Raw genomic sequence first — 19,862 nt, 5'->3', positions numbered from 1 at the left:
TCAGAAGCGCACGGTGCGGAGGTACTCGAACCCGACCTTGGCGGTGTTCAGCGGGTCGGCGGGCTGGTCGTGCTCGACGATGTATTCGCCGATGGTGTGGCAGGACGCGGCGAAGATGCGCGGGAAGTCGATGACACCCGCACCGGGGTCGACCATCTGCCCGTCCGCGGTCCGGTCCTTCACGTGGTACTGCGTGACGCGCGGGTAGTTGCGCCGGAACAGCTCCACCGGGTCCGCGCCGCCGTTCACCGCCCAGAACAGATCGATCTCCAGGTGCACGAGCCGCTTGTCCGTCTTCGCGGTGAGCACGTCGTAGGGCACGACGCCGCCGATCGGGGCGAACTCGTGGTCGTGGTTGTGGTAGCCGAGCTTCAGCCCGGCCTTCTTGAAGGCGACCGCGGCGGTGTTCATGCGGCCCGCGAAGGCCTCCCACTCGGCGACGGTGCCGAAATTCGCGTACGGCACGACGACGGAGCGGTTGCCGAGGACCTCGGCGTCGGCGATGGCCTGGTTCAGGTCGCCGTCGATGCCGACGTGCGTCGAGGACGCCTTGAGGTGGCACCGGTCGAGGATGGCGCGGAACTCGGTGGCGCTGCGGCCGTAGGTGCCGGCCAGCTCGACCTTGCGGTAGCCGATGTCGGCCAGCGCGGAGAGCGTGCCTTCCGGGTCGTTCTGCAGCAGCGACCGCAGGGAGTAGAGCTGGATGCTGATCTTGTCGAGCGGGATCCGGCGCCGGGCCGGGGACGCGCTCGCGGTTCCGGGCAACGCGATGGCCGCCGCGCCCACCGTGAGGGCCGCTGTCGCCACGTTCAGGAATGTCCGTCGGGAGTGCTGCTCTGGCCGGTCACCGCACATGGAACTCCCTCATTTCTGGTTGCTGAAAGCCGCGTCGAAAGCCGCCGACGGCTGGTCGAACAGGTGCTCGCGCAGGTACTTCACCGCCTCCGCCGCGCCGCGGAGCCGGTCCATCCCGGCGTCCTCCCACTCCACCGAGATCGGGCCGGAGTAGCCGATCGAGTTGAGCGCCCGGAAGCAGTCCTCCCACGGGACGTCGCCGTGGCCGACGGACACGAAGTCCCAGCCCCGCCGCGGATCGGCCCAGGCCAGGTGCGAGCCGAGCCGGCCGTTGCGGCCGTCGAAGCGCTTGCGGGTGTCCTTGCAGTCGACGTGGTAGATCCGGTCGGCGAAGTCGAGGATGAACCCGACCGGGTCGAGGTCCTGCCAGACGAAGTGCGACGGGTCCCAGTTCAGGCCGAACGCCGGCCGGTGGTCGACGGCTTCCAGCGCGCGCTTGGTCGTCCAGTAGTCGTAGGCGATCTCGGAGGGGTGCACCTCGTGCGCGAACCGGACGCCCACCTCGTCGAAGACGTCCAGGATCGGGTGCCACCGGCGGGCGAAGTCCGCGTAACCGTCATCGATGTCATCGCGCGTGACCGGCGGAAACATCGCGACGTACTTCCAGGTCTTCGACCCGGTGAAGCCGATGACGGTGTCCACGCCGAGCTTCGCCGCCGCCCGCGCGGTGTCGGCCATCTCGGCCGCGGCCCGTTGCCGGACGCCCTCGGCGTCGCCGTCGCCCCAGATGCGCGAGGGCAGGATCGCCTGGTGCCGGCGGTCGATCGGGTCGTCGCAGACGGCCTGCCCGACGAGGTGGTTGGAGATCGCCCACACCTTGAGGCCGTGCTCGGCGAGCAGCCGCAGCCGCCCCGGCACGTAGTCCTCTTCGGACAGGGCCCGGTCCACCTCGAAGTGGTCGCCCGAGCAGGCGATCTCCAGCCCGTCGTACCCCCACTCCGACGCGAGCTTGCAGACCTCGGTGAACGGCAGATCGGCCCACTGGCCGGTGAACAACGTGACGGGACGGCTCATGCGCTCACCTCGCTGACGCTCGGTGCGGCCTGAGCCGAAAGCGCAGCGTTGAATGATTCGTTCGCAAGCTCTCTCATGTCTCCTCCACCGATGTCCAATGCGCTTCTGCCGCAGCACTCTTCTCGACGGCGGCCAGCACCCGCTGGACGCGCAGGCCGTCGTCGAAGCCCGGCTCGGGGTCGGTGCCCGCGCCGATGGCGTCCAGGAGGTCGGCGACCTCGTGGGTGAACGTGTGCTCGTAGCCGAGGAGGTGCCCCGGCGGCCACCACGCACCGACGTACGGGTGCTGCGGTTCGGTGACGAGGATCCGGCGGAACCCGGCCTCGGTCCCGGTGCCCTCGTACCACTGCAGTTCGTTCATCGCCTCGAAGTCGAACGCCAGGCTCGCCTTCGACCCGTTGACCTCCAGCCGCATCGCGTTCTTGCGGCCGAGCGCGAACCGCGTCGCTTCGAAACTCGCCACGGCTCCCCCGGAAAGCCGTGCCAAGAACAACGCCGTGTCGTCGACGGTCACGTCGTCCGTGCCGCCGCTTTCGGCCGGCCGCTGCTTGACGAAGGTGTTCGTCAAGGCGGAGACGCCGGTGATCACCTCCCCGGTGACGAACTGGGCGGCGTCGACGATGTGCGCGCCCAGGTCGCCCAGCGCGCCCGACCCGGCGGATTCCTTGCGGAGCCGCCAGGTCATCGGCGCGTCCGGATCGGACAGCCAGTCCTGCAGGTACACCGACCGCACGTGCCGGATCTCCCCGAGTGCCCCGCTCGCGACCAGGTTCCGGGCGTGCGCGAGCGCGGGCACCCGGCGGTAGTTGAACGCGACCATGGCTCGCACCCCACGGTCCCGCGCCCGCCGCGCCGCCTCGGCCATCGCCTCGGCCTCGGCGACCGAGTTGGCCAGGGGTTTCTCGCACAGCACGTGCTTCCCGGCCGCCAGCGCGGCGATCGCGATCTCCGCGTGACTGTCGCCCGGCGTGCAGACGTCGACCAGGCCGACGTCGTCCCGGGCGACCAGCTTCCGCCAGTCGGTCTCGACGTCTTCCCAGCCGTACCGCTCCGCCGCCGCCTTGGCCCGGGTCTCGTCGCGGCCGCCGAGCACGGCGAGCCGCGGCACCAGCGGTGGGTCGAAGAACCGGTGGACGCTGCGCCAGGCGTGCGAATGCACCGCACCCATGAACGCGTGGCCCACCATGCCGATCCCGATCGTTTCCCGTGCCGGGCTCATACCCCTCCTTGCGTTTCGTGGTGGGGTCGTGAGTGGTAAGGCGGGTTCTAACCCGCCTTACCACTCACGACGCTTGGGTCAGGAGTCGAAGCCGACGTCGAGGTACTGGTCGACGTTCTCCTTGGTCACGACCGCCGAGTACGTGGTGATCTCGGCCGGGATGTCGTGCTCGGCCAGGTCGCCGATCCCCTTGCCCTGCCCGAGCAGCCGGGCGAGCGCGACCGCCGTGGAGGCCATCGACGGGCTGTAGAGCACGGTCGCCTTGATCGGCGACGAGTCGGCCTTGATCAGGTTCATCATGTTCTTCGAACCGGCGCCGCCGACCATGATGAACTCCTTGCGGCCCGCGGTGTCGATCGCCGCGTTGACGCCGATGCCCTGGTCGTCGTCGTGGTTCCACAGTGCGTCCAGTTTGGGCGCGCCCTGCAGCAGGTTCGCGGTCTGCTGCTCGCCCGACTCCGACGTGAACTGCGCCGACACCCGCGGACCGACCTTGAACCCGGCGCGGCCCAGCGCGTCCTTGAAGCCCTTGCTGCGTTCCTGGGTCAGCGGCAGCGAGTCGATCCCGGCGACCTCGCCGATGATCGGGTTCGCCACGTTCTTCTTCTTGAGCTCGGCGGCGATGTAGTTGCCCGCGTTGACGCCCATCCGGTAGTTGTCGCCGCCGATCCACGTTCTATACGCGAGCGGCGTGTCGAAGACGCGGTCGAGGTTGATCACCGGGATGCCGGCGTCCATCGCCTGCTGGCCGGCCGCGGTGAGCGCCTTGCCGTCGAAGGGCAGGATCACCAGCACGTCGGCCTTGGCGTTGATCAGCGTCTCCACCTGGGAGATCTGCTGGTTGACGTCGTTGGTGCCCTCGGTCGCGTTGAACTTTACCTCGCTGAACTTCTGCGCCTGGGCCTTGGCGTTCTTGGTGATCGCCGCGATCCAGCCGTGGTCGGCGGCCGGCGCGGAGAAGCCGATGGTGATCGGCTTGCCCGGCTGCGCGTTGTTGCCCGCGTTGGCGACCGGCGCGTTCGACGCCGAGTTCGCCGGTGTGTTGCCCGTGCAGCCGGCCAGCAGCGCGCCGGCGCCGACGGCGGCCCCGCCCAGCAGGAATCCCCGGCGGCCGAGGAAGGGGTGTTCGGCCATGGTGAACCTCCATCGGTGGTGAACTAACTCCCGGTCCTGGCTTTCCTGGCCCGGAACTGCAACAGCACGGCGAGCACGATGATCACGCCCTTGGCGATGTTCTGGATGTCGGTGTCCAGGTTGTTGAGCGTGAAGATGTTCGACAGCACCGTGAAGATCAGCACGCCGACGAGGGTGCCGATGAGCGAGCCGCGGCCGCCGGTCAGCAACGTGCCGCCGATGACCACCGCCGCGATCGCGTCGAGCTCGTAGAACATGCCGTTGGTCGACGCGCCCGCCGTCGTCCGCGCGACGACCATGAGCGCGGCGACCCCGCAGCACAGCCCGGCCACGCCGTAGACGAGCGCGAGGTGGCGCTTGACGTTGATGCCGGCCAGCCGCGACGCCTCGATGTTGCCGCCGACCGCGTACGTCCGGCGGCCGAAGGTGGTGCGGTTGAGCACGACCCAGCCGACCGCGAACACGAGCGCGAAGATCCAGATCAGCGCCGGGACGCCGAGGAAGGCGCCGCGGAAGAAGCCGAGGAAGTCCTGGTCGGCGACCACCTGCGTGCGGCGGCCGCTGAGCCGCTCGGCGAGCCCGCGGGCCGAGACGTACATCGCGAGCGTCGCGATGAACGGCACGACCTTGCCGTAGGAGACGAGCACGCCGTTGACCAGCCCGCAGCCGAGGCCGACCGCCAGTCCACAGAGGACCATGACCCACGGCCCGTAGGACTGCGTGGCCAGCGTCGTCAGCCAGACGCTGGACAGCGCGACGATCGAGCCGACGGACAGGTCGATACCGCCGCTGATGATCACGAACGTCATCCCGACGCTGACCACGCCGATCGCCGCGGCCAGCCGCAGGATGGTCGAGATGTTGCTTTCGGTGAAGAACAGCTCGGGCCGGGTGACCTGGCCGACCAGGCACAGGACGACGAGCACGCCGGCCAGGCCGAGCAGCCGCGGATCGGCGGTGACGGAGAACCGCCGCTTCCGTTCGGCGGGCAGCGCTTCCTGGGACGGTGCTTGGACCTCGGTCATGCCGCGCTCCCCTCGAGAATCACGTCGAGCACCTCGGCCTCGGTCAGCCCGGCCGAGCGCCGGTCGGCGAGGACGCGGCCCTCGCGCAGCACCAGCACCCGGTCGGACAGCCCGAGCACCTCGGGGATCTCACTGGACACGAGCACGATCGCGACCCCGGTCGCGGCCAGCTCGTCGATCAGCCGGTAGAGCTCGGCGCGGGCGCCGACGTCGACCCCGCGCGTCGGCTCGTCGAGCAGCAGCACCCGGCACCCGCGCACCAGCCACCGCGCGAGCACCGCCTTCTGCTGGTTGCCGCCGGACAGCGTGCGGACGATCCGCCGCGGGTCGGCGGGCCGCAGGTCGAGGCGGCGCAGGCTCGCGCCGGCGTCGTCCAGTTCCCGGCCGCGCTCGGTGAACCCGAGCTTCGCGTAGCGGCCGAGGTTGGCCAACGTCACGTTGTGCACCACCGGCAGGTCCAGCAGCAGGCCCTGGCTCTTGCGTTCCTCGGGGGCGAGGCCGACGCCCGCCTTGACCGCCGCCCGGACGCCGGGGCCGAGCGGTTTTCCCTGCACCGTCACGGTTCCGCGGTCGGCCTTGCGGGCGCCGAAGATCGTCTCGAGCAGCTCGCTGCGCCCGGAGCCGACCAGGCCGGCGATGCCGACGACCTCGCCGGCGTGGACGGTGAAGCTCACATCCTCGAACTCGCCTTCCCGGGAGAGGTGCTCGACTTCGAGGGCGGTCTCCGGCCGGGCGTGGCCGTCGTGCCGCGGCCCGAAGACCGTCTCCACCTTCCGCCCGGCCATCAGCGCGACCAGGTCCGCGGTCGGCGTCGCGGCGGCGTCGAGTCCCGTGCCGACGGTCCGGCCGTCCTTGAGCACGGTCACCCGGTGCCCGATCCGGCGCAGCTCTTCGAGCCGGTGCGAGATGTAGACGACCGCGACGCCGCCGGCGGTCAGCTCGCCGACGATCCGGAAGAGGTTGTCGACCTCCTCGCCGGCCAGCGCGGCGGTGGGTTCGTCCATCACGAGCAGCCGGGCGTCGTGGGCCAGCGCGCGGGCCATCGACACGAGCTGCTGCCCGGCGGCCGACAGCTTGCCGACCTCGGTCGAGGGCCGGATGTCCGGGTGCCCGAGCCGGGCCATCAGGCGGGCGGCCTCGGCCCGGGCCTGGGAGATCCGCGTGAACCCGAAGCGGGCGCGTTCGTGGCCGAGGAAGATGTTGTCCGCCACCGAAAGCCCGGGCACCAGGTCGAGCTCCTGGTACATGGTGGCGATGCCCAGGCGCAGGGCGTCGACCGGCGAACCGAGTTCGACGCGCTCGCCGGCCCAGGTGAGCTCGCCGGAGTCCGGCCGGTGCGCGCCGGAGAGGACCTTGATCAGCGTCGACTTCCCCGCGCCGTTCTGGCCGAGCAGGCAGTGCACTTCGCCGGGTTCGACGTCGAGGTCGACGCCGTCGAGGGCGCGCACCCCGGGAAAGCTCTTCACGATCCCGCGGACGGAAAGCAGGGTCATACCGTGACCTCCTCGGCGAGCGTCGGGTCGGCCAGCGTCGGGTCGGCGAACAGCCGCTCGGCCGCCAGGTGCGCGGCCCCCCGCAGCGGGGCCCGCAGGCCGAGCCCGGACGCCACCACCCGGGCCTGGCCGAGCGGCCGGGCGGCGAGTTCGACGCGGACCGGTTCGACCAGCCACTCGCCCAGTTCCGCGAAGTAACCGCCGAGCACGACGACGTCCGGGTCGAGCACGTCGACCACAGTGGACAGGGCGATACCGAGGGCGACGCCGAGTTCGTGGACCGCCGTCACCGCGCGCTGGTCGCCGAGCCGGATGCGCTCCTTGAGCAGGGCGACGCGGCCCTCGACGCCGGGGGCCGGATCGTGCAGCGGGTCACCGGGGGCGGCGGCCGCGCGCAGCAGCGCGGCCAGGTTCGCCTTCGTCTCCAGGCAGCCCGTCCGGCCGCAGGAACACCGCTCGCCGGACGGGTCGACGGCGATGTGCCCGACCTCGCCGGCGAAGCCGCGCGCGCCGCGCAGGATCGTGCCGCCGGAGACGAACCCGCCACCGACGGCCGTGCCGCCGCCGAGGTAGAAGAGCTCGGTCGCGGTGCCCTCGGCCGATTCGGCGAGCGCGCCGAGGTTGGCGTCGTTGTCCACCGCGATGGCGGCGGCCGGAACGCCCAGCCGGGCGGCCATCAGGCCGGCGATTTCGGCGTCCCGCCAGCGCAGCGCCGGCGCGAACCGCAGCACGGCGGCGGCCGAGTCGACCAGCCCGGGCACCGAGATCGCGACCCCGACCGGTGGACCGGGCAGCACTCCGCGGGCCAGGCGGGCGAGTTCGTCCAGCCCGGCGGGCAGCCCGAGCGCGGCGACGTCGACGGGCTGCGCCCGTTCGGCCAGGACCCGGCCGGAGAGGTCGGTGACCAGTGCCGACAGCCGGTCGGCTTCGATGGCCAGCGCCAGCGCGTACGCGTCTTCGCCGTGCAGTTCGACCAGCCGGCTCGGCCGCCCGTTGCCGGGGAGGACCCCGGCGGGCCGGACCAGGCCGCGTTCGGCGAGTTCGGTGAGCAGGCCGGGGACCGCGGACTTCGCGAGCCCGCAGCGGGCCGCCAGCTGGGTGCGCGAGAGCGGGCCGGTGCGCAGCGCCCGCAGGACCGCGGCCAGGTTCGCCGTACGCGGGCTCGCCGAGCCGGCTCGCCTCGTTTCGGTGACGGCCACGGTGCCCCCATCTTGCGCTGCCTACTGAACGCACTTTGTCGCTCAGGCAGCGAAAGTAGGGTGACTCCCATCACTCGTCAAGGTGATACCGGCGCGTTTAGTCGGGTTTTCACCCGGATAGACGTGCGAAACCGGACAGACTTTCGATTAGTCGATGCAAAAGTCTGTCGGGTTTCGACGTTACACAGTGGACGCGTTCAGCAACGCCGAGTGAGCGGAGGGGTTCAGCTGCTGAGCGTGAAAGCCCGGTCCGTGGCCGACCAGGCGGCCCCGATCACGCCCGCCGTCTCCCCCAGCTCGGACAGCACGATCGGGAGGTTCCCGGTGGCCAGTGGCAGGGAGCGGCGGTACACCGCGCTGCGGACCTCGGCGAGCAGCTGGTGCCCCAGCTGGGCCACGCCGCCGCCGATCACCACCATGCCCGGGTTGATGAAGCAGACCAGCGAGGCGATGACCTGGCCGAGCCGCCGTCCGCCGTCGCGGATGAGGTTGACCGCGCCGGAGTCGCCCGCCGCGGCGGCCCGGCCGACGTCGCGGGCGGTGACCGCCCCGCCCCCGGCGGCCGCCTCGGCCAGGTGCGCCGAACGGCCGCTGCGCGCCAGGGCCAGCCCGTCGCGGGCCAGCGCGGCCCCGCCGAAGTAGGCCTCCAGGCAGCCGACCTCGCCGCACGCGCAGGTCGGGCCGAAGTCGTCGAGCCGGATGTGCCCGATGTCGCCCGCCGTCCCGGCGACCCCGCGGTAGACCTTGCCGCCGAGCACGATCCCGCAGCCGATCCCGGTGCCGATCTTGACGAACATCAGGTCGTCGGTCGAGCGCGCGACCCCGGCGTGCCGCTCGCCGAGCGCCATCGCGTTGACGTCGTTGTCCACCGCGACGGGGCAGCCCCAGAGGCCGCCCAGGTGGTCGCGCACGTTGAACCGGTCCCAGCCGGGCATGATCGGCGGCGCGACGGCCATCCCCTCGGCGAAGCTGACCGGGCCCGGCAGCCCGATGCCGGCCGCGATCAGCCGGCCGGGTGCCTCGTCGCGGACCTTCGCCGCGAGCTCGGCGACCCGCCGCAGCACCGGGTGCGGCCCCTGCCGCACATCGCAGTCCTCGACGGCGTGCGCGAGCACCTCGCACGAAGCGTCGGTGACCGCCACGCCGACCGACGTCGCACCGACGTCCACCGCGAGCACCCGCAGCTCACCGGCGAGCCGGACCAGCGTCGAGCGCCGCCCGCCCCGGCTGGCCGAAGGGCCCGCGGCCTCGACGAGCCCGACCTCGGCGAGCCGCGCCACCTCGGCGCCCACCCGGGCGCGCGGCAGCTCGAGCCGCTCCCCCAGCTCGACCCGCGACATCGGGCCGTCGTCCCGGAGCAGGGTCAGCAACCGGGTTTGGTGCCGGGTTTCGACCATCGACTGCTCCGGGGTGGATACCGTGCTCATTCGCCTCAGCCTACTGCGTCGGAACCGGCGCTTCGCCGGCCGACGCAGGTGACCGGTGGGGTCCGTGTGGGGGTCACCCGAGCCGGTGCCTTGCGCCGCGAACCCGTTCGTCCGCCCCGGATCCGGGGCAGCCTCCCGCCATCGCGAACCGGCTCTACGACAGGAGGATCGCCATGCGACGGATCACGACCGCGCTGGGTGTGTTGGCGCTCACGACCGGAGTCCTGCTCGGCCCGGCGGGCACCGCCTCGGCCCAGGCCGAAAGCTGGCCGTTGGGCCGGTGCGTCGGCAGCTCCCTCGAAATGTTCGCCACGACGGCCTTGTGCGTGGTCGACCGGAACTTCCCGGTCCTCGTCATCCCGGCCAGCTGACGCCGGACGGCAAGCGGGTGCGGGTGCCGGGCACGAGCGGGCACCCGCACCGCCGCACGCTCGCCGTCCGGCCGGCCGGGTCCGACCACCTCACCGCACCGGCACCGCGAACTCGGGCAGGGTGAACGCCGAATGCTCCGGCCGCGGCGTGCTCGGCACCGTCGTCAACTGCCGAAGCGCGGCATTGCGGCGTTCGAGGGCCTCTGCCGTGGCCGGGAAGAGGGTCGACTGGCCGTTGCCCACCAGAGCCTGGTTGGCCTCGACGAACCCCCGCACCCGGTTTTCGTAGGCGGCGAACGCCGCCGCGTGGTCCGGGATGGTCGCCAGCGCGTGCCCGAGGACGTACGCGCCCACGAGGGCGAGGCTGGTGCCCTGGCCGGTCAGGAACGACGGCGCGTGGGCGGCGTCGCCGATGAGCGCGACGCGGCCGGCCGACCAGCGCGGCAGGTGGATCTGGCTGATCACGTCGAAGAACAGGTCGTCGGCCTCGCGCATCGCCGCGACCAGGCGCGGGATCTCCCAGCCCTCGCCTTCGAAGGTGCGGGCGATCAGGTCGCGCTGGGCTTCGGGGTTGCGGAACGCCTCCATCGGCGGCTCCGGCCGGGCGAACACCAGGAAGCCGTGGACCTCCTCGCTGTCGAGGACCGCGTACATGGCCGCGCCCTTGCCGGGCGTACTCCACGCGAGCCCCTCGCGGAAGAGCCCGAAGTCGTTGGGCGTGGTGAACCCGGCGAAGCTGTAGCCGAGGTAGCGGTGGAACGGGGCCTCGTCGCCGAAGACGAGCTCCCGGGTCCGGGAGTGCAGGCCGTCGGCTCCGATCACCAGGTCGTAGGTGTCCCGGTGGCCGCTGCGGAAGGTGGCGTCGACGCCGCCGGCGTGGTCGGCGAGGGTTTCGACGGTGTCGCCGAACCGGACCTCGACGTCGTCGCGCACCAGGTCGTACAGCGTTCGGATCAGGTCGCCGCGGCGGATCTCGAGGTCTTCGCCGTCGATGCCGCCGATGACGTCGTTCGGGGCCAGGGCCACGATTTCGCCGCCGTCGGCGTCGAGGAAGGTCAGCCGCCGGGTCGAGATGTGCAGGTCCCGCAGGCGCGGCAGGATCCCCATCCGCTCGACGGCGTCCAGGGCGGTGCCGCGGACGTCGATGGGATAGCCGCCGACCCGGAGTTCGGGGGCCTTCTCCACGAGAGTGACCGCGAACCCGGACCGCTGCAGCCAGAAGGCCAGGGCCGGACCGGCGATGCTGGCGCCGGAAATCAACACCTTCTTCATGAGATCTCCTATAGCTAAGTTAGGTATCCAAATGGGAGGTGCGACAATGCGCTTGATCAACCCCCGACCAGACCGACTATATACCTAAGTTAGCTATCTAAGAGGTGTGATGGCCGCCACAGAAGCCGGCGACGGGTCCGACCTGCGCGCCGTGCTGCCCCGGCTCCTGCAGCTGGGCACCCTGATGAACCGCAGCGGGCTGGGCGAGCGGGCGATGAAGCGGATCGGGGCCGACCTCGACCGGCCCGGGCTGTCGATCATCCTCGCCCTGCACCTGACCGGGAAGGCGATGCGCGTCGGGGAGATCGCCGACCGGATGCAGGTCGCCGGGCCGCACGTCACGCGGCACCTGCACGTGCTCGAACGACGGCGGCTCGTGCGCGGCCTGGCCGACCCCGACGACCGGCGCGCCCGGCTGGTCGAGCTGACCCCCGATGGCGCCGACATCGCCGACCGCTACGTCGCCACCCTGCTCGGCTGGTTCGGCGACGCGCTCGCCGGCTGGGCGCCGGAGGACCGCCGCACCTTCTACGACCTGCTCCTGCGGTTCACCGACGACCTCGCGGCCTTCCTGTCGGCGATCGGCGAAGAGGGGTGACGGCGGGCGGTCCCCCGGGCCGTCGCCTCAGCCCTTGACGAAGTCCACCTACGGACTCGGCGAAACGCTCCGGCCCCTCGAGGTGCCCGAAGTGCCCGCTGTGCTCCAGCACGACCAGGCGCGCACCGGGGATGAGCTCGTGCAGCTCGTGCGCCCAGCGCGGACCGCAGATCACGTCGTACCGGCCGCCGATCACCGGTGCCGGCACGGTCAGCGCGCCGAGCGCTCCCCGGTCGCCGACGGTGTCCGGCACGAGGTCGGCGGCCAGCCCGGAGATGGGGGTGCCGCGGGGTGCTCGCCCGCAACGGCGCGAATTCCGCCTCGCGGCCCCAGTAGTCGGCGAAGTACGCCGGCAGCAGGCCACGCAGGGCGGCGTTCATCTCGTCGTCGTTCGAGAGGGACGCGGTCGCCTGCAACGCGGCCAGCACCTCGGGCAGCTCGGGCCGATCGGCGTTGCGGCGGACGGACTCCGCGACGTTGCGCTGGGCTTCGGCGCCGTGTTTCGACGGTGTGGGTGCCGATGTCCATGGGGTTCTCCGAATCACGTTGAGGTGGAACACCGGCACGATGGGGTCGGCGGCGGGAAGTTCGATCGACCGGGTATGGCGTGCGTCACAGCTCGTTCCGGCTGCGAAGATCGACCGCGTGAGCCCCCTCGAGATCGACCTGGTGCGCAGCGCGCAGGCCGGCAGCGCGAGCGCGCTGGGCATGCTGCTCGCCCGGCACCAGGCCGGCATCCGCGTGGTGGCGCTGAGCATCCTGGGCCACGGACCGGACGCCGAGGACGCCGTGCAGGACGTCGTCCTGATCGCGTTGCGCCGGATCGGCACCCTGCGCGACCCGGCCGCGGCGGGCCCGTGGCTGCACGCGATCGACCGGTTGTCCCCCGCGCTGCGGCAGGTGGTGCTCTTGCGGCACTTCAGCGACGTCACGTCGTACGAGCAGATCGCCGCCGCCTGCGAGCTCCCGGTGGGCACGGTCCGCAGCCGCCTGAACCAGGCGCGGGCGAAGCCGGCCGAAGCACTGCTGGCCGCGGCGGACGAGGCGTACGACGACGCGGCGGCCCGCAACGCCGCCGGCGCCCGGGAAGCCACCGACACGCTGGCGGCCGCCCGCCGCGGCGAGTTCGCCGCGGTCGTCGCCGACCGCTGGTCCCCCGGCCTGCACATGACCAGCGGCCAGGGCTACCGCGGCGGCGTGGAAATGGCGGTGCGGGGCATGGACGCGGACTTGGGGTCCGGTGTGCGCCAGAAGTTCGTCCACGCGGTCACCAGCCGCGACTGCACGGTGTGGGAGATGGAGATGATCAGCCCCGCCCACGACCCGCACCACTGCCCGCCGGCGGTGGTCTGGCTGATGTCCCACCCCGCGGGGCGGGTCGAGCGGCTGCGGCTGTTCTTCCCGGTGGTCAGTGCTGGGCGAACTGCCGGTTCGCCGGCTGGCTGACGCCGGCCTCGACCGGCAGTGGCTCGACGACCAGTCGCTCGCCGTAGATGTCGGTGACCGCGACGGCCCCGCCGCACCCGGCGCCGTTCTCCGACAGGAAGTAGTTGTAGCCGGTGCGCTGGAGCCGTTTCCAGCTGCCCCCGGCGCGGACTTCCAGCCGCGCCACCGGATTGCGGTGGTCGATCACCTGGATCCCGCACCAGTACCGGGACGAGCCCTCCTTGTAGCGCAGCGACATCTGCTTCGCCCCCGGCCGGCTCACCAGCTTCCAGGTGACCGGGATTTCCCCGCGAACGCGCGCCCCGAGGCGGTCGAACGCCTCCGGGTTCAGGTCCAGCTGCCCGGCCCGGCACGGCGCCGGGCACAGGTTGGTGATCCGCACCGTCACGCTCGCGCCACCGGCCGCCCGGACTTCGACGTAGGCGCCGCACGCCAGGGAGCCCTCGAAGTCGGCGACGTTCATCGCCGCGTTCAACGGATCCGGGCTCGCGTCGTACCCGCAGGCACCGGTGCCGTCCGTGTCGTAGAAGGTGGCCACGCCGGAGTGGCTCACCCCCGGCTTGATCCGCCCGGCGAGCGGCGCGTCGGCCGAGACGGCGGCGGACGTCGTCGGCGAGGCGCTGGAGGACGCGGGAATGGTCGTCGAGGGCGAAGGCGGCGGTGTGCTCAGCGGCGGGGTGGTGACGGCCGTTCCGAGCGCGGGCGCGGCGTCCGACCGGTTCGCGGCCGCGGCGGGGGCCGTGCCGTCCGCCCGGGTCACGACCAGGGCCACGACGGCCGCGGCCACCACGAGCAGCGCCACCACCGACACGATCACCGTGCGTCTGGGCACCGCACCTCCTGGACCGCGCCGGACGAGGGTCCACATTAGACAGCACACGGAGGCGGGCCGACGACGGCGCGGCCGAGAATGTGAGCGTTAACACATCGGCGGCGCAAGCCACGAGGAGCACCGCGAACGCCATCACCCCGCCGGTCGTTCCGCCGCACCGTCCCCGAGCCGGCGTAGCCCGCTGACGACGAGTTCGAGACCGAAGGCGAACTCGTCTTCCAGCGGGACCGGCAACGAGTCCGCGGTCGCGCGGGTGGCCGGGAACTCCCCGGGCGGCAAGTCGTGGAAGTGCGCCGACACCCGCTCCCGGTCGGCGTCGTTCCCGGAGCCGCCGAGCTGGATCGCGAAGCCGAGGACGTAACGCGCCAAGGTGGCGTACGCGCGCGCCGCGAGAGCCGGCGGCAGGCCGCCGCCGAGCAGGACGGCCAGGCAGTGCTCGCGCACCACCATCGCGTTCGGCCCGGTCGGGGTCTGCTCGATCAGCAGGGGTGCGATCTTCGGGTGCCGGCCCAGCGTGTCGTACATCGCCTGGGCGACGGCCTGGCAGGCCCGGTCCCAGCGCAGCTCCGCCAGTGCCCGGCGGTCGAGGTCGACCTCGCCGAAAACGCGATCGATCACGTGCGCGACCAAGCTCGCCCGGTTGCCGAAGTGCCGGTAGAGCGTGGCCGTGCCCGATTCGAGCCGCTGGGCGAGGCTCCGCATGGACAACGCCTCCGCGCCTTCCTCGTCGACCAGTTGCAGGGCCGCGGCGAGGATCCGGTCCAGCGGGACGGCGGGGCGGCCACGGGACCGCCGGGCAGACGTGGCAGGCGAAGGGGTCACACCCACGAGTATGACGGCCGGTTGACACCTGCCGCAATAACGGCAACACTGTTGCCATTATGGAGAGCACCCAGTCAGTCATGGTCGACGGCCTGCGCGTCCACTACGTTCGCGCAGGTCAGGGTCCTGCCGTGGTCCTGTTGCACGGCAGCGGGTCGTCGTTGGAGGGCTTCGAGCGGGTGGCGGCGCTGCTGTCGGCGTCCTACGACGTCATCCGCCCGGACCTGCCCGGCTTCGGCCGGACCGGACCGCGGCCCGACCGCGACTACCGCGTCCGGACCTACGCGGGCACGATCGCCCGCTTCATGACCGCGCTGGACCTGCCGCGCTTCGCGGTGACCGAGAATTCGCTGGGCGGGAACATCGCGTGGAACCTCGCCCTCGACGCCCCCGAGCGCGTCGACCGGCTGGTGCTGGTCAACGCCACCGGTTACCCGGGGAAAACCCTGCCCGCCGGGTTGCGGCTCGCCCGGAACCCGCTGGTGCGCCCCCTGCTGCGGCGCTGGCTCCCGCGGAGCGCGACCGAACGCGGGCTGCGGGAAGCGGTCGGCGCGAACTCGGCGATCGTCGACGACGCGATGGTCGACCGGGTGCACGCGCTGACGGGCCGGCCGGGGAACCGGGCGGCGTTCGTCGACTTCGCCAACACCGACCAGCCCGACCGCAGCGCCGAGCTCGCCCGGATCGCGGTCCCCACGCTGGTCCTGCGCAGCGCCGGCGTCGACGGGCAGCACTTCGCCCGTGACGTCCCGGGTGCCCAGGAGCGCGTGCACGCCGACGGCGGCCATTTGCTGCCGGAAGAGGACCCGGCCTGGGTGGCCGGGGCCATCGCCGAATTCCTGTCCCGGAAAGCGGACCGGCGATGAAGTACTTCGTCGCCTCCGATGAGGACCGCCGGCTCGACGCGGCCACCCGGCGGACACTGCGGGGCGGTTTCGTCGCGCTGTCCGACGGGGTCACGCACTACGAGCTGACCGGCCCGGCGCACGGTGCGCTCGCCGTGCTGGTCGGCGGCATCACGATCCCGCTGTCCTATTGGGACGGATTCGCCGCCCGGTTGCACGCCCGCGGTCTGCGCACCCTGACCTGCAGCGCCTACGGCCGCGGCTACTCGGACCGGATCGAGGGCCCGTACGACGAGGCGCTGTTCGTCCGGCAGGCGAACGAGCTCACCACCGCCCTCGGCCTCACCGGGCCGCACCACGTGGTCGGCACGTCGATGGGCGCCCTGGTCGCGATGGCGTACGCGAACCGGTACCCCGAAGCGGTGGCCACGCTCACCGTCGTGGGACCGGCCGGGCTGGGCGAGCGTCCTCGGCCGCAACGGTTGCTGCGCAACGACGTCGTGGCCGGAATCGTCGCCCGGCGCTTCGGCCGCAAGCTCCTGGAGGGCCACCTCGGGCACAACGTCCGCGACCCCGATCTCTCCGCCGAACTGGTCGCGATGGTCCGGGACGCTTACCGGTACGAAGGTTCGCTGTACGCGTTCTTCCGGACGCTGCAGGACTTCCCGCTGTACGCACGGGAAGAACTCTTCCGGCGGACCGGCACCCTCGGCCTGCCGGTCCTGCTGCTGTGGGGCGATGACGACCAGGTCACCCCGATCACGCACCTCGGCACCGTCACCGCGCTGCTGCACCCGCGGCAGACCCACGTCCTCACCGCATGCGGCCACATGGCCCCCTACGAACGGCCGGACGACGCCGGCGACCTGCTCGCGTCGTTCGCCGTTCCCCACTCCGATCGGCTCGCACCATGAACGAACCCCTCGACGTCCTGATCGCCGGGGCCGGCCCGACCGGCACCACCCTGGCGATCGACCTCGTCCGCCGCGGCCTGGCCGTCCGGATCATCGACAAGGCCCCGCGCTCCTTCGACGGCTCACGCGCGAAGGGCATCCAACCGCGCACCCTGGAGGTCTTCGACGACCTCGGCGCGCTCGGCGACGTCCTCGCCGGCAGCAGCGACTACCCCCGCCTCGGCATCCACCTGGGCCCGGTCACCGTCCCGTGGCGCATGTTCCGCAACCGCGACCGCAGCACCGACGTCCCGTACCCGAACACCCGGCTGATACCCCAGTACCGCACCGACGCCGTGCTGCACGACCGGCTCGGCCGGCTCGGCGGCGCGGTCGAGTACGGCCGGGAACTCGCCGGGTTCGACCAGGACGGCACGTCGGTCACCGCCACCGTGCTCGGCGACGACGGCCCCGAACGGATCACCGCCCGCTACCTCGTCGGCGCCGAAGGCGGTTCCAGCGCCGTCCGCAAGCACCTCGGCCTCGGCTTCCTCGGCGAGACCCACGACCAGGACCGGATGCTCATCGTCGACGCCGTCACCACCGGCCTGTCCCGCGACCGCTGGCACGTCTGGCCCGGTGTGCAAGGGCGGTTCGCGGGTGCTTGCCCGCTGCCGCACGCCGACCTGTTCCAGTGGATGATCCGCCTGTCCTCCGGTGAAGAGCCGCCCGAAGGCGAGGAGGCGATCACCCGGCGGATCCGGGCGCACACCCGCGATCGGCGGATCGCCGTGCGCGACATCCGGTGGCGGTCGGTGTTCCGGCCCAACATCCGCCTGGCTGAGGCCTACCGCCGCGGCCGCGTCTTCCTCGCCGGCGACGCCGCACACGTGCACACCCCCGCCGGCGCGCAGGGCCTCAACACCGGCGTCCAGGACGCCTACAACCTCGGCTGGAAGCTCGGCCAGGTCCTCGCCGGAGCCGATCCGCGGCTGCTCGACAGCTACGAAGCCGAACGGCTGCCGATCGCGGCGGGCGTGCTCGGCCTGTCCACGAAGAAGTACGAAGGCCTCGCCAAGCTCGACCCGTCGAGCCTGCGCCGCGGCCAGGACGAACAGCAGCTGTCCCTGACCTACCACGGCGGCCCGCTCGCCCCCACCGCAACCGACCGCACGACGACGCTGCAGGCCGGCGACCGGGCACCCGACGCCGACCTGGGCGGCTCCCGGCTGTTCGACACCTACCGGGGACCGCACTTCACGCTGGTCGCGTACGGCCCGCAGGCCGCGGCGGCGAGCGACGAGCTCGACTGGCCGGCCGCGGGAGCGCCGCTCCGCCGCATCACCGTCGACGACCGGCACGGCTTCCGCCGCAGCTACGGGGTCGAGGGCGACACCTTGCTGCTCGTGCGGCCCGACGGCTACCTCGGCCACATCGCGACCCGCGACTTCCTCGCCTCGACCCGCGCCGCCGCCCGGGCGATGACGCCGGAGGTGACGGGATGAGCCGCACCCTGCTGCGCGGCGCACGCGTGATCACCATGGCACCACACCGCCCCGACGCCGAACACGCCGACATCCTCGTCAACGGCGGCACCATCGCCGCCGTCGGCGAAAACCTCGACGCGACCGGCGCCGAGATCGTCGACACCGCCGACCGGATCATCATGCCCGGCCTGGTCAACGCCCACCTGCACACCTGGCAGACCGCCCTGCGCGGCGCCGGCGTCGATTGGACGCTGGCGGACTACCTCGGCCGGATGCACGGCGCCGTGGCCCGGCACTACCGCCCCGAGGACATGCGCATCGGCACCCTCGCCGGCGCACTGGGCCAGCTCGACCGCGGCACCACCGCCCTGGGCGACTGGTGCCACAACACCCCCACCCCCGACCACACCGACGCCGCACTCGACGGCCTCCGCGCGTCCGGCGTCCGCGGGGTGTTCCTGCACGGCACCCCGTACTCCGCGCCCGACGCGACCCACCCCCTCGACGAGATCGACCGGCTGACCGGTGGCCCGCTGCTCACCATCGGCATGGCCGCCCGCGGACCGCAACTGTCCACTCCGGACACCGCGGTCGCCGACTTCCGCGCCGCCGCCGAACGCGGGCTCGTCGTGTCGATGCACCAAAGCGGTGGCGCACCCGGGCCCGGATGGGCGGCCGTGCGAGCCGCCGGGCTGCTCGGCCCGGCCACCAACGTCGTCCACGGTGCCGGGCTCACCGAAGACTGGCTCAAGATCCTGGTCGACGCGGGCGCGAGTCTCACCTGCACGCCCGAGAACGAACTCGGCCAAGGCCACGGCATCCCCGTCACCGGGCACCTGCTCCGGCTCGGCGCCGCGCCATCGCTGGGCACCGACACCGACGTCGTCACCCCCGCCGACGTGCTCTCCGCCGCCCGCATCGCCTTGGCGCACCAGCGGGGCCACGACCACGAGGACCACCGCCGGGCCACCGGTTCCTTCTCCCTCACCGCGACGATCACCGCCAAGCAGGCGCTCACCTGGGCCACCGTCGAGGGCGCCCGAGCACTCGGCCTCGCCGATCGTGTCGGCCGGCTCGACGCCGGCATGCAGGCCGACCTCATCGTCGTCGACGCCCCGGGGCCGAACCCGGTCGCCGCAGCCCTGCACGCCACCGCCGGTGACATCGAAGCGGTCATGATCGCCGGGCACTGGCGCAAACGCGACCACACCCTCCTCGACGTCGACCTCGACACCGTGCGAGCCGAACTCCACGAATCCTCGGCCCGGCTCCTCCCCCACCTCGCCGGCTGATGAGCACGCGGGACGAACACGCGAGCCGGACCCGGGCGGACCTGCTCGCCGCGGCGAAGCGGCTGTTCCCCGACCGCGGCTACCTCGACACCCGGATCACCGACATCGCCGCCGCGGCCGGGCGCGCCGTGGGCTCCTTCTACCGTCACTTCAGCGACAAGAAGCAGCTGCTCGCGGTGCTGCGCAGCGAACTCGGCGAGGCGGTGGACCCCGGCCCGGCCGGCGACGATGCGGTCCGCGAGCACGTCACGGCCTGCTGGACCGCGATGCGCACCCACCGTCCCGCGGCCATCGCCCTGCTGCAGTCGGCGATCGCCGCCGCCCCGGCCTCCGGCCGGTTCCGCACCGAGCTGACCACCTGGACGGCCCCGCTGCGCAAGCACCTGGAGAGCCGGCGTGACCGCGGCGAGCCGCTGCCCGGCGACCCGGAGCTGGTGGCCGCGGCGGTGGGCGCCATGCTCGCCGGCCTCAACCACGCCCTGCCCACCGACGACGGCACCCTCGCCGACACCGTCACGAACCTCGTGCTCCACGGACTGGCCGGACCACACCCGGGCCATCCCCGCTGACGGTGGCGGGCTTTCGTCAGCAGTCCCGCCGGCGCAGCACCGGACCCGCCACCGGCAAAGCCCCGCCCG

19 protein-coding genes are annotated in these 19,862 nt (G+C 72.4%); 8 read left to right on the top strand and 11 right to left on the bottom strand.

Annotated features, from left to right (window positions below; translation table 11 throughout):
- The 8 genes from C2L58_RS42330 to C2L58_RS42295 all read right to left on the bottom strand — a co-directional run bounded on the left by C2L58_RS42330 (position 1) and on the right by C2L58_RS42295 (position 9,336).
- Positions 1-855, bottom strand: a complete 855-nt coding sequence (locus C2L58_RS42330; RefSeq protein WP_103343241.1) for a TIM barrel protein — start codon at positions 853-855, stop codon at positions 1-3.
- Between the two features lie 9 nt (positions 856-864).
- Complete coding sequence (locus C2L58_RS42325) at positions 865-1,869, bottom strand: sugar phosphate isomerase/epimerase family protein (RefSeq protein ID WP_103343240.1); 1,005 nt, start codon at positions 1,867-1,869, stop codon at positions 865-867.
- 73 nt (positions 1,870-1,942) lie between these two features.
- A complete protein-coding gene (locus C2L58_RS42320; protein WP_103343239.1) occupies positions 1,943-3,088 on the bottom strand; it encodes a Gfo/Idh/MocA family protein in 1,146 nt (381 codons plus the stop codon).
- A 78-nt stretch (positions 3,089-3,166) separates the two neighbouring features.
- Positions 3,167-4,222 (bottom strand): substrate-binding domain-containing protein, encoded by a 1,056-nt coding sequence (locus C2L58_RS42315; protein ID WP_103343238.1) that lies wholly within the window; start codon positions 4,220-4,222, stop codon positions 3,167-3,169.
- Between the two features lie 23 nt (positions 4,223-4,245).
- Entirely contained in the window at positions 4,246-5,247 is a 1,002-nt protein-coding gene (locus C2L58_RS42310; protein ID WP_103343237.1) for an ABC transporter permease, read from the bottom strand.
- On the bottom strand, positions 5,244-6,740 hold the full coding sequence (locus tag C2L58_RS42305; protein WP_103343236.1) for a sugar ABC transporter ATP-binding protein: 1,497 nt from the start codon (positions 6,738-6,740) through the stop codon (positions 5,244-5,246). The genes C2L58_RS42310 and C2L58_RS42305 overlap by 4 nt, the downstream gene beginning before the upstream one ends.
- Entirely contained in the window at positions 6,737-7,939 is a 1,203-nt protein-coding gene (locus tag C2L58_RS42300; RefSeq protein WP_103343235.1) for an ROK family protein, read from the bottom strand. The genes C2L58_RS42305 and C2L58_RS42300 overlap by 4 nt, the downstream gene beginning before the upstream one ends.
- A 224-nt stretch (positions 7,940-8,163) precedes the next feature.
- Complete coding sequence (locus C2L58_RS42295; protein WP_199191693.1) at positions 8,164-9,336, bottom strand: ROK family transcriptional regulator; 1,173 nt, start codon at positions 9,334-9,336, stop codon at positions 8,164-8,166.
- Between the two features lie 203 nt (positions 9,337-9,539).
- Here C2L58_RS42295 and C2L58_RS50110 point away from each other — a divergent pair, with 203 nt between their 5' ends.
- Positions 9,540-9,737 carry a hypothetical protein gene (locus C2L58_RS50110; RefSeq protein WP_199191689.1) on the top strand — a complete coding sequence of 66 codons (198 nt, stop codon included), beginning with the start codon at positions 9,540-9,542 and terminating at the stop codon, positions 9,735-9,737.
- A 90-nt stretch (positions 9,738-9,827) separates the two neighbouring features.
- Here the strand turns inward: C2L58_RS50110 and C2L58_RS42285 are convergent, their stop codons facing one another.
- Positions 9,828-11,009 carry an FAD-dependent monooxygenase gene (locus C2L58_RS42285; protein WP_103343233.1) on the bottom strand — a complete coding sequence of 394 codons (1,182 nt, stop codon included), beginning with the start codon at positions 11,007-11,009 and terminating at the stop codon, positions 9,828-9,830.
- 109 nt (positions 11,010-11,118) lie between these two features.
- Here C2L58_RS42285 and C2L58_RS42280 point away from each other — a divergent pair, with 109 nt between their 5' ends.
- Both C2L58_RS42280 and C2L58_RS51090 read left to right on the top strand, forming a co-directional pair.
- Entirely contained in the window at positions 11,119-11,607 is a 489-nt protein-coding gene (locus C2L58_RS42280; protein WP_103343232.1) for a MarR family winged helix-turn-helix transcriptional regulator, read from the top strand.
- Positions 11,608-12,252: 645 nt separating this feature from the next.
- Positions 12,253-13,053 carry an RNA polymerase sigma factor gene (locus C2L58_RS51090; RefSeq protein ID WP_233226234.1) on the top strand — a complete coding sequence of 267 codons (801 nt, stop codon included), beginning with the start codon at positions 12,253-12,255 and terminating at the stop codon, positions 13,051-13,053.
- Here C2L58_RS51090 and C2L58_RS42265 read toward each other — a convergent pair.
- Together C2L58_RS42265 and C2L58_RS42260 are read right to left on the bottom strand one after the other, a co-directional pair.
- Complete coding sequence (locus tag C2L58_RS42265) at positions 13,016-13,885, bottom strand: expansin EXLX1 family cellulose-binding protein (protein ID WP_103343230.1); 870 nt, start codon at positions 13,883-13,885, stop codon at positions 13,016-13,018. The genes C2L58_RS51090 and C2L58_RS42265 overlap by 38 nt on opposite strands.
- 132 nt (positions 13,886-14,017) lie before the next feature.
- A complete protein-coding gene (locus C2L58_RS42260) occupies positions 14,018-14,707 on the bottom strand; it encodes a TetR/AcrR family transcriptional regulator (protein ID WP_199191688.1) in 690 nt (229 codons plus the stop codon).
- Between the two features lie 131 nt (positions 14,708-14,838).
- Between C2L58_RS42260 and C2L58_RS42255 the strand changes: the two genes are divergently transcribed.
- Genes C2L58_RS42255 through C2L58_RS42235 form a run of 5 tightly spaced genes read left to right on the top strand, consistent with a single transcriptional unit; the run spans position 14,839 to position 19,793 of the window.
- Entirely contained in the window at positions 14,839-15,573 is a 735-nt protein-coding gene (locus tag C2L58_RS42255; RefSeq protein WP_199191687.1) for an alpha/beta fold hydrolase, read from the top strand.
- Positions 15,570-16,466 (top strand): alpha/beta fold hydrolase, encoded by an 897-nt coding sequence (locus C2L58_RS42250; protein ID WP_103343228.1) that lies wholly within the window; start codon positions 15,570-15,572, stop codon positions 16,464-16,466. The genes C2L58_RS42255 and C2L58_RS42250 overlap by 4 nt, the downstream gene beginning before the upstream one ends.
- A complete protein-coding gene (locus tag C2L58_RS42245) occupies positions 16,463-17,950 on the top strand; it encodes an FAD-dependent oxidoreductase (RefSeq protein WP_103343227.1) in 1,488 nt (495 codons plus the stop codon). Before C2L58_RS42250 ends, C2L58_RS42245 begins: the two co-directional genes overlap by 4 nt.
- Positions 17,947-19,224 (top strand): amidohydrolase family protein, encoded by a 1,278-nt coding sequence (locus C2L58_RS42240; RefSeq protein WP_103343226.1) that lies wholly within the window; start codon positions 17,947-17,949, stop codon positions 19,222-19,224. Before C2L58_RS42245 ends, C2L58_RS42240 begins: the two co-directional genes overlap by 4 nt.
- Positions 19,224-19,793 (top strand): TetR/AcrR family transcriptional regulator, encoded by a 570-nt coding sequence (locus C2L58_RS42235; protein WP_103343225.1) that lies wholly within the window; start codon positions 19,224-19,226, stop codon positions 19,791-19,793. Before C2L58_RS42240 ends, C2L58_RS42235 begins: the two co-directional genes overlap by 1 nt.
- The last annotated feature ends 69 nt before the right edge of the window (positions 19,794-19,862 follow it).

It is taken from the genome of Amycolatopsis sp. CA-126428, assembly GCF_002904335.1.
GTDB lineage: Bacteria > Actinomycetota > Actinomycetes > Mycobacteriales > Pseudonocardiaceae > Amycolatopsis.
Note: the sequence above shows the minus strand (reverse complement) of the source record. Positions and strands in the feature narration are given on the sequence as shown.

Coding starts and splice junctions, on each gene's coding strand:
- C2L58_RS42325 (WP_103343240.1), bottom strand. CDS start 1,869: ATGAGCCGTCCCGTCACGTTGTTCACCGGCCAGTGGGCCGATCTGCCG.
- C2L58_RS42250 (WP_103343228.1), top strand. CDS start 15,570: ATGAAGTACTTCGTCGCCTCCGATGAGGACCGCCGGCTCGACGCGGCC.
- C2L58_RS42280 (WP_103343232.1), top strand. CDS start 11,119: ATGGCCGCCACAGAAGCCGGCGACGGGTCCGACCTGCGCGCCGTGCTG.
- C2L58_RS42310 (WP_103343237.1), bottom strand. CDS start 5,247: ATGACCGAGGTCCAAGCACCGTCCCAGGAAGCGCTGCCCGCCGAACGG.
- C2L58_RS42245 (WP_103343227.1), top strand. CDS start 16,463: ATGAACGAACCCCTCGACGTCCTGATCGCCGGGGCCGGCCCGACCGGC.
- C2L58_RS42330 (WP_103343241.1), bottom strand. CDS start 855: ATGTGCGGTGACCGGCCAGAGCAGCACTCCCGACGGACATTCCTGAAC.
- C2L58_RS50110 (WP_199191689.1), top strand. CDS start 9,540: ATGCGACGGATCACGACCGCGCTGGGTGTGTTGGCGCTCACGACCGGA.
- C2L58_RS42305 (WP_103343236.1), bottom strand. CDS start 6,740: ATGACCCTGCTTTCCGTCCGCGGGATCGTGAAGAGCTTTCCCGGGGTG.
- C2L58_RS42235 (WP_103343225.1), top strand. CDS start 19,224: ATGAGCACGCGGGACGAACACGCGAGCCGGACCCGGGCGGACCTGCTC.
- C2L58_RS42315 (WP_103343238.1), bottom strand. CDS start 4,222: ATGGCCGAACACCCCTTCCTCGGCCGCCGGGGATTCCTGCTGGGCGGG.
- C2L58_RS42240 (WP_103343226.1), top strand. CDS start 17,947: ATGAGCCGCACCCTGCTGCGCGGCGCACGCGTGATCACCATGGCACCA.
- C2L58_RS42285 (WP_103343233.1), bottom strand. CDS start 11,009: ATGAAGAAGGTGTTGATTTCCGGCGCCAGCATCGCCGGTCCGGCCCTG.
- C2L58_RS42295 (WP_199191693.1), bottom strand. CDS start 9,336: ATGGTCGAAACCCGGCACCAAACCCGGTTGCTGACCCTGCTCCGGGAC.
- C2L58_RS42320 (WP_103343239.1), bottom strand. CDS start 3,088: ATGAGCCCGGCACGGGAAACGATCGGGATCGGCATGGTGGGCCACGCG.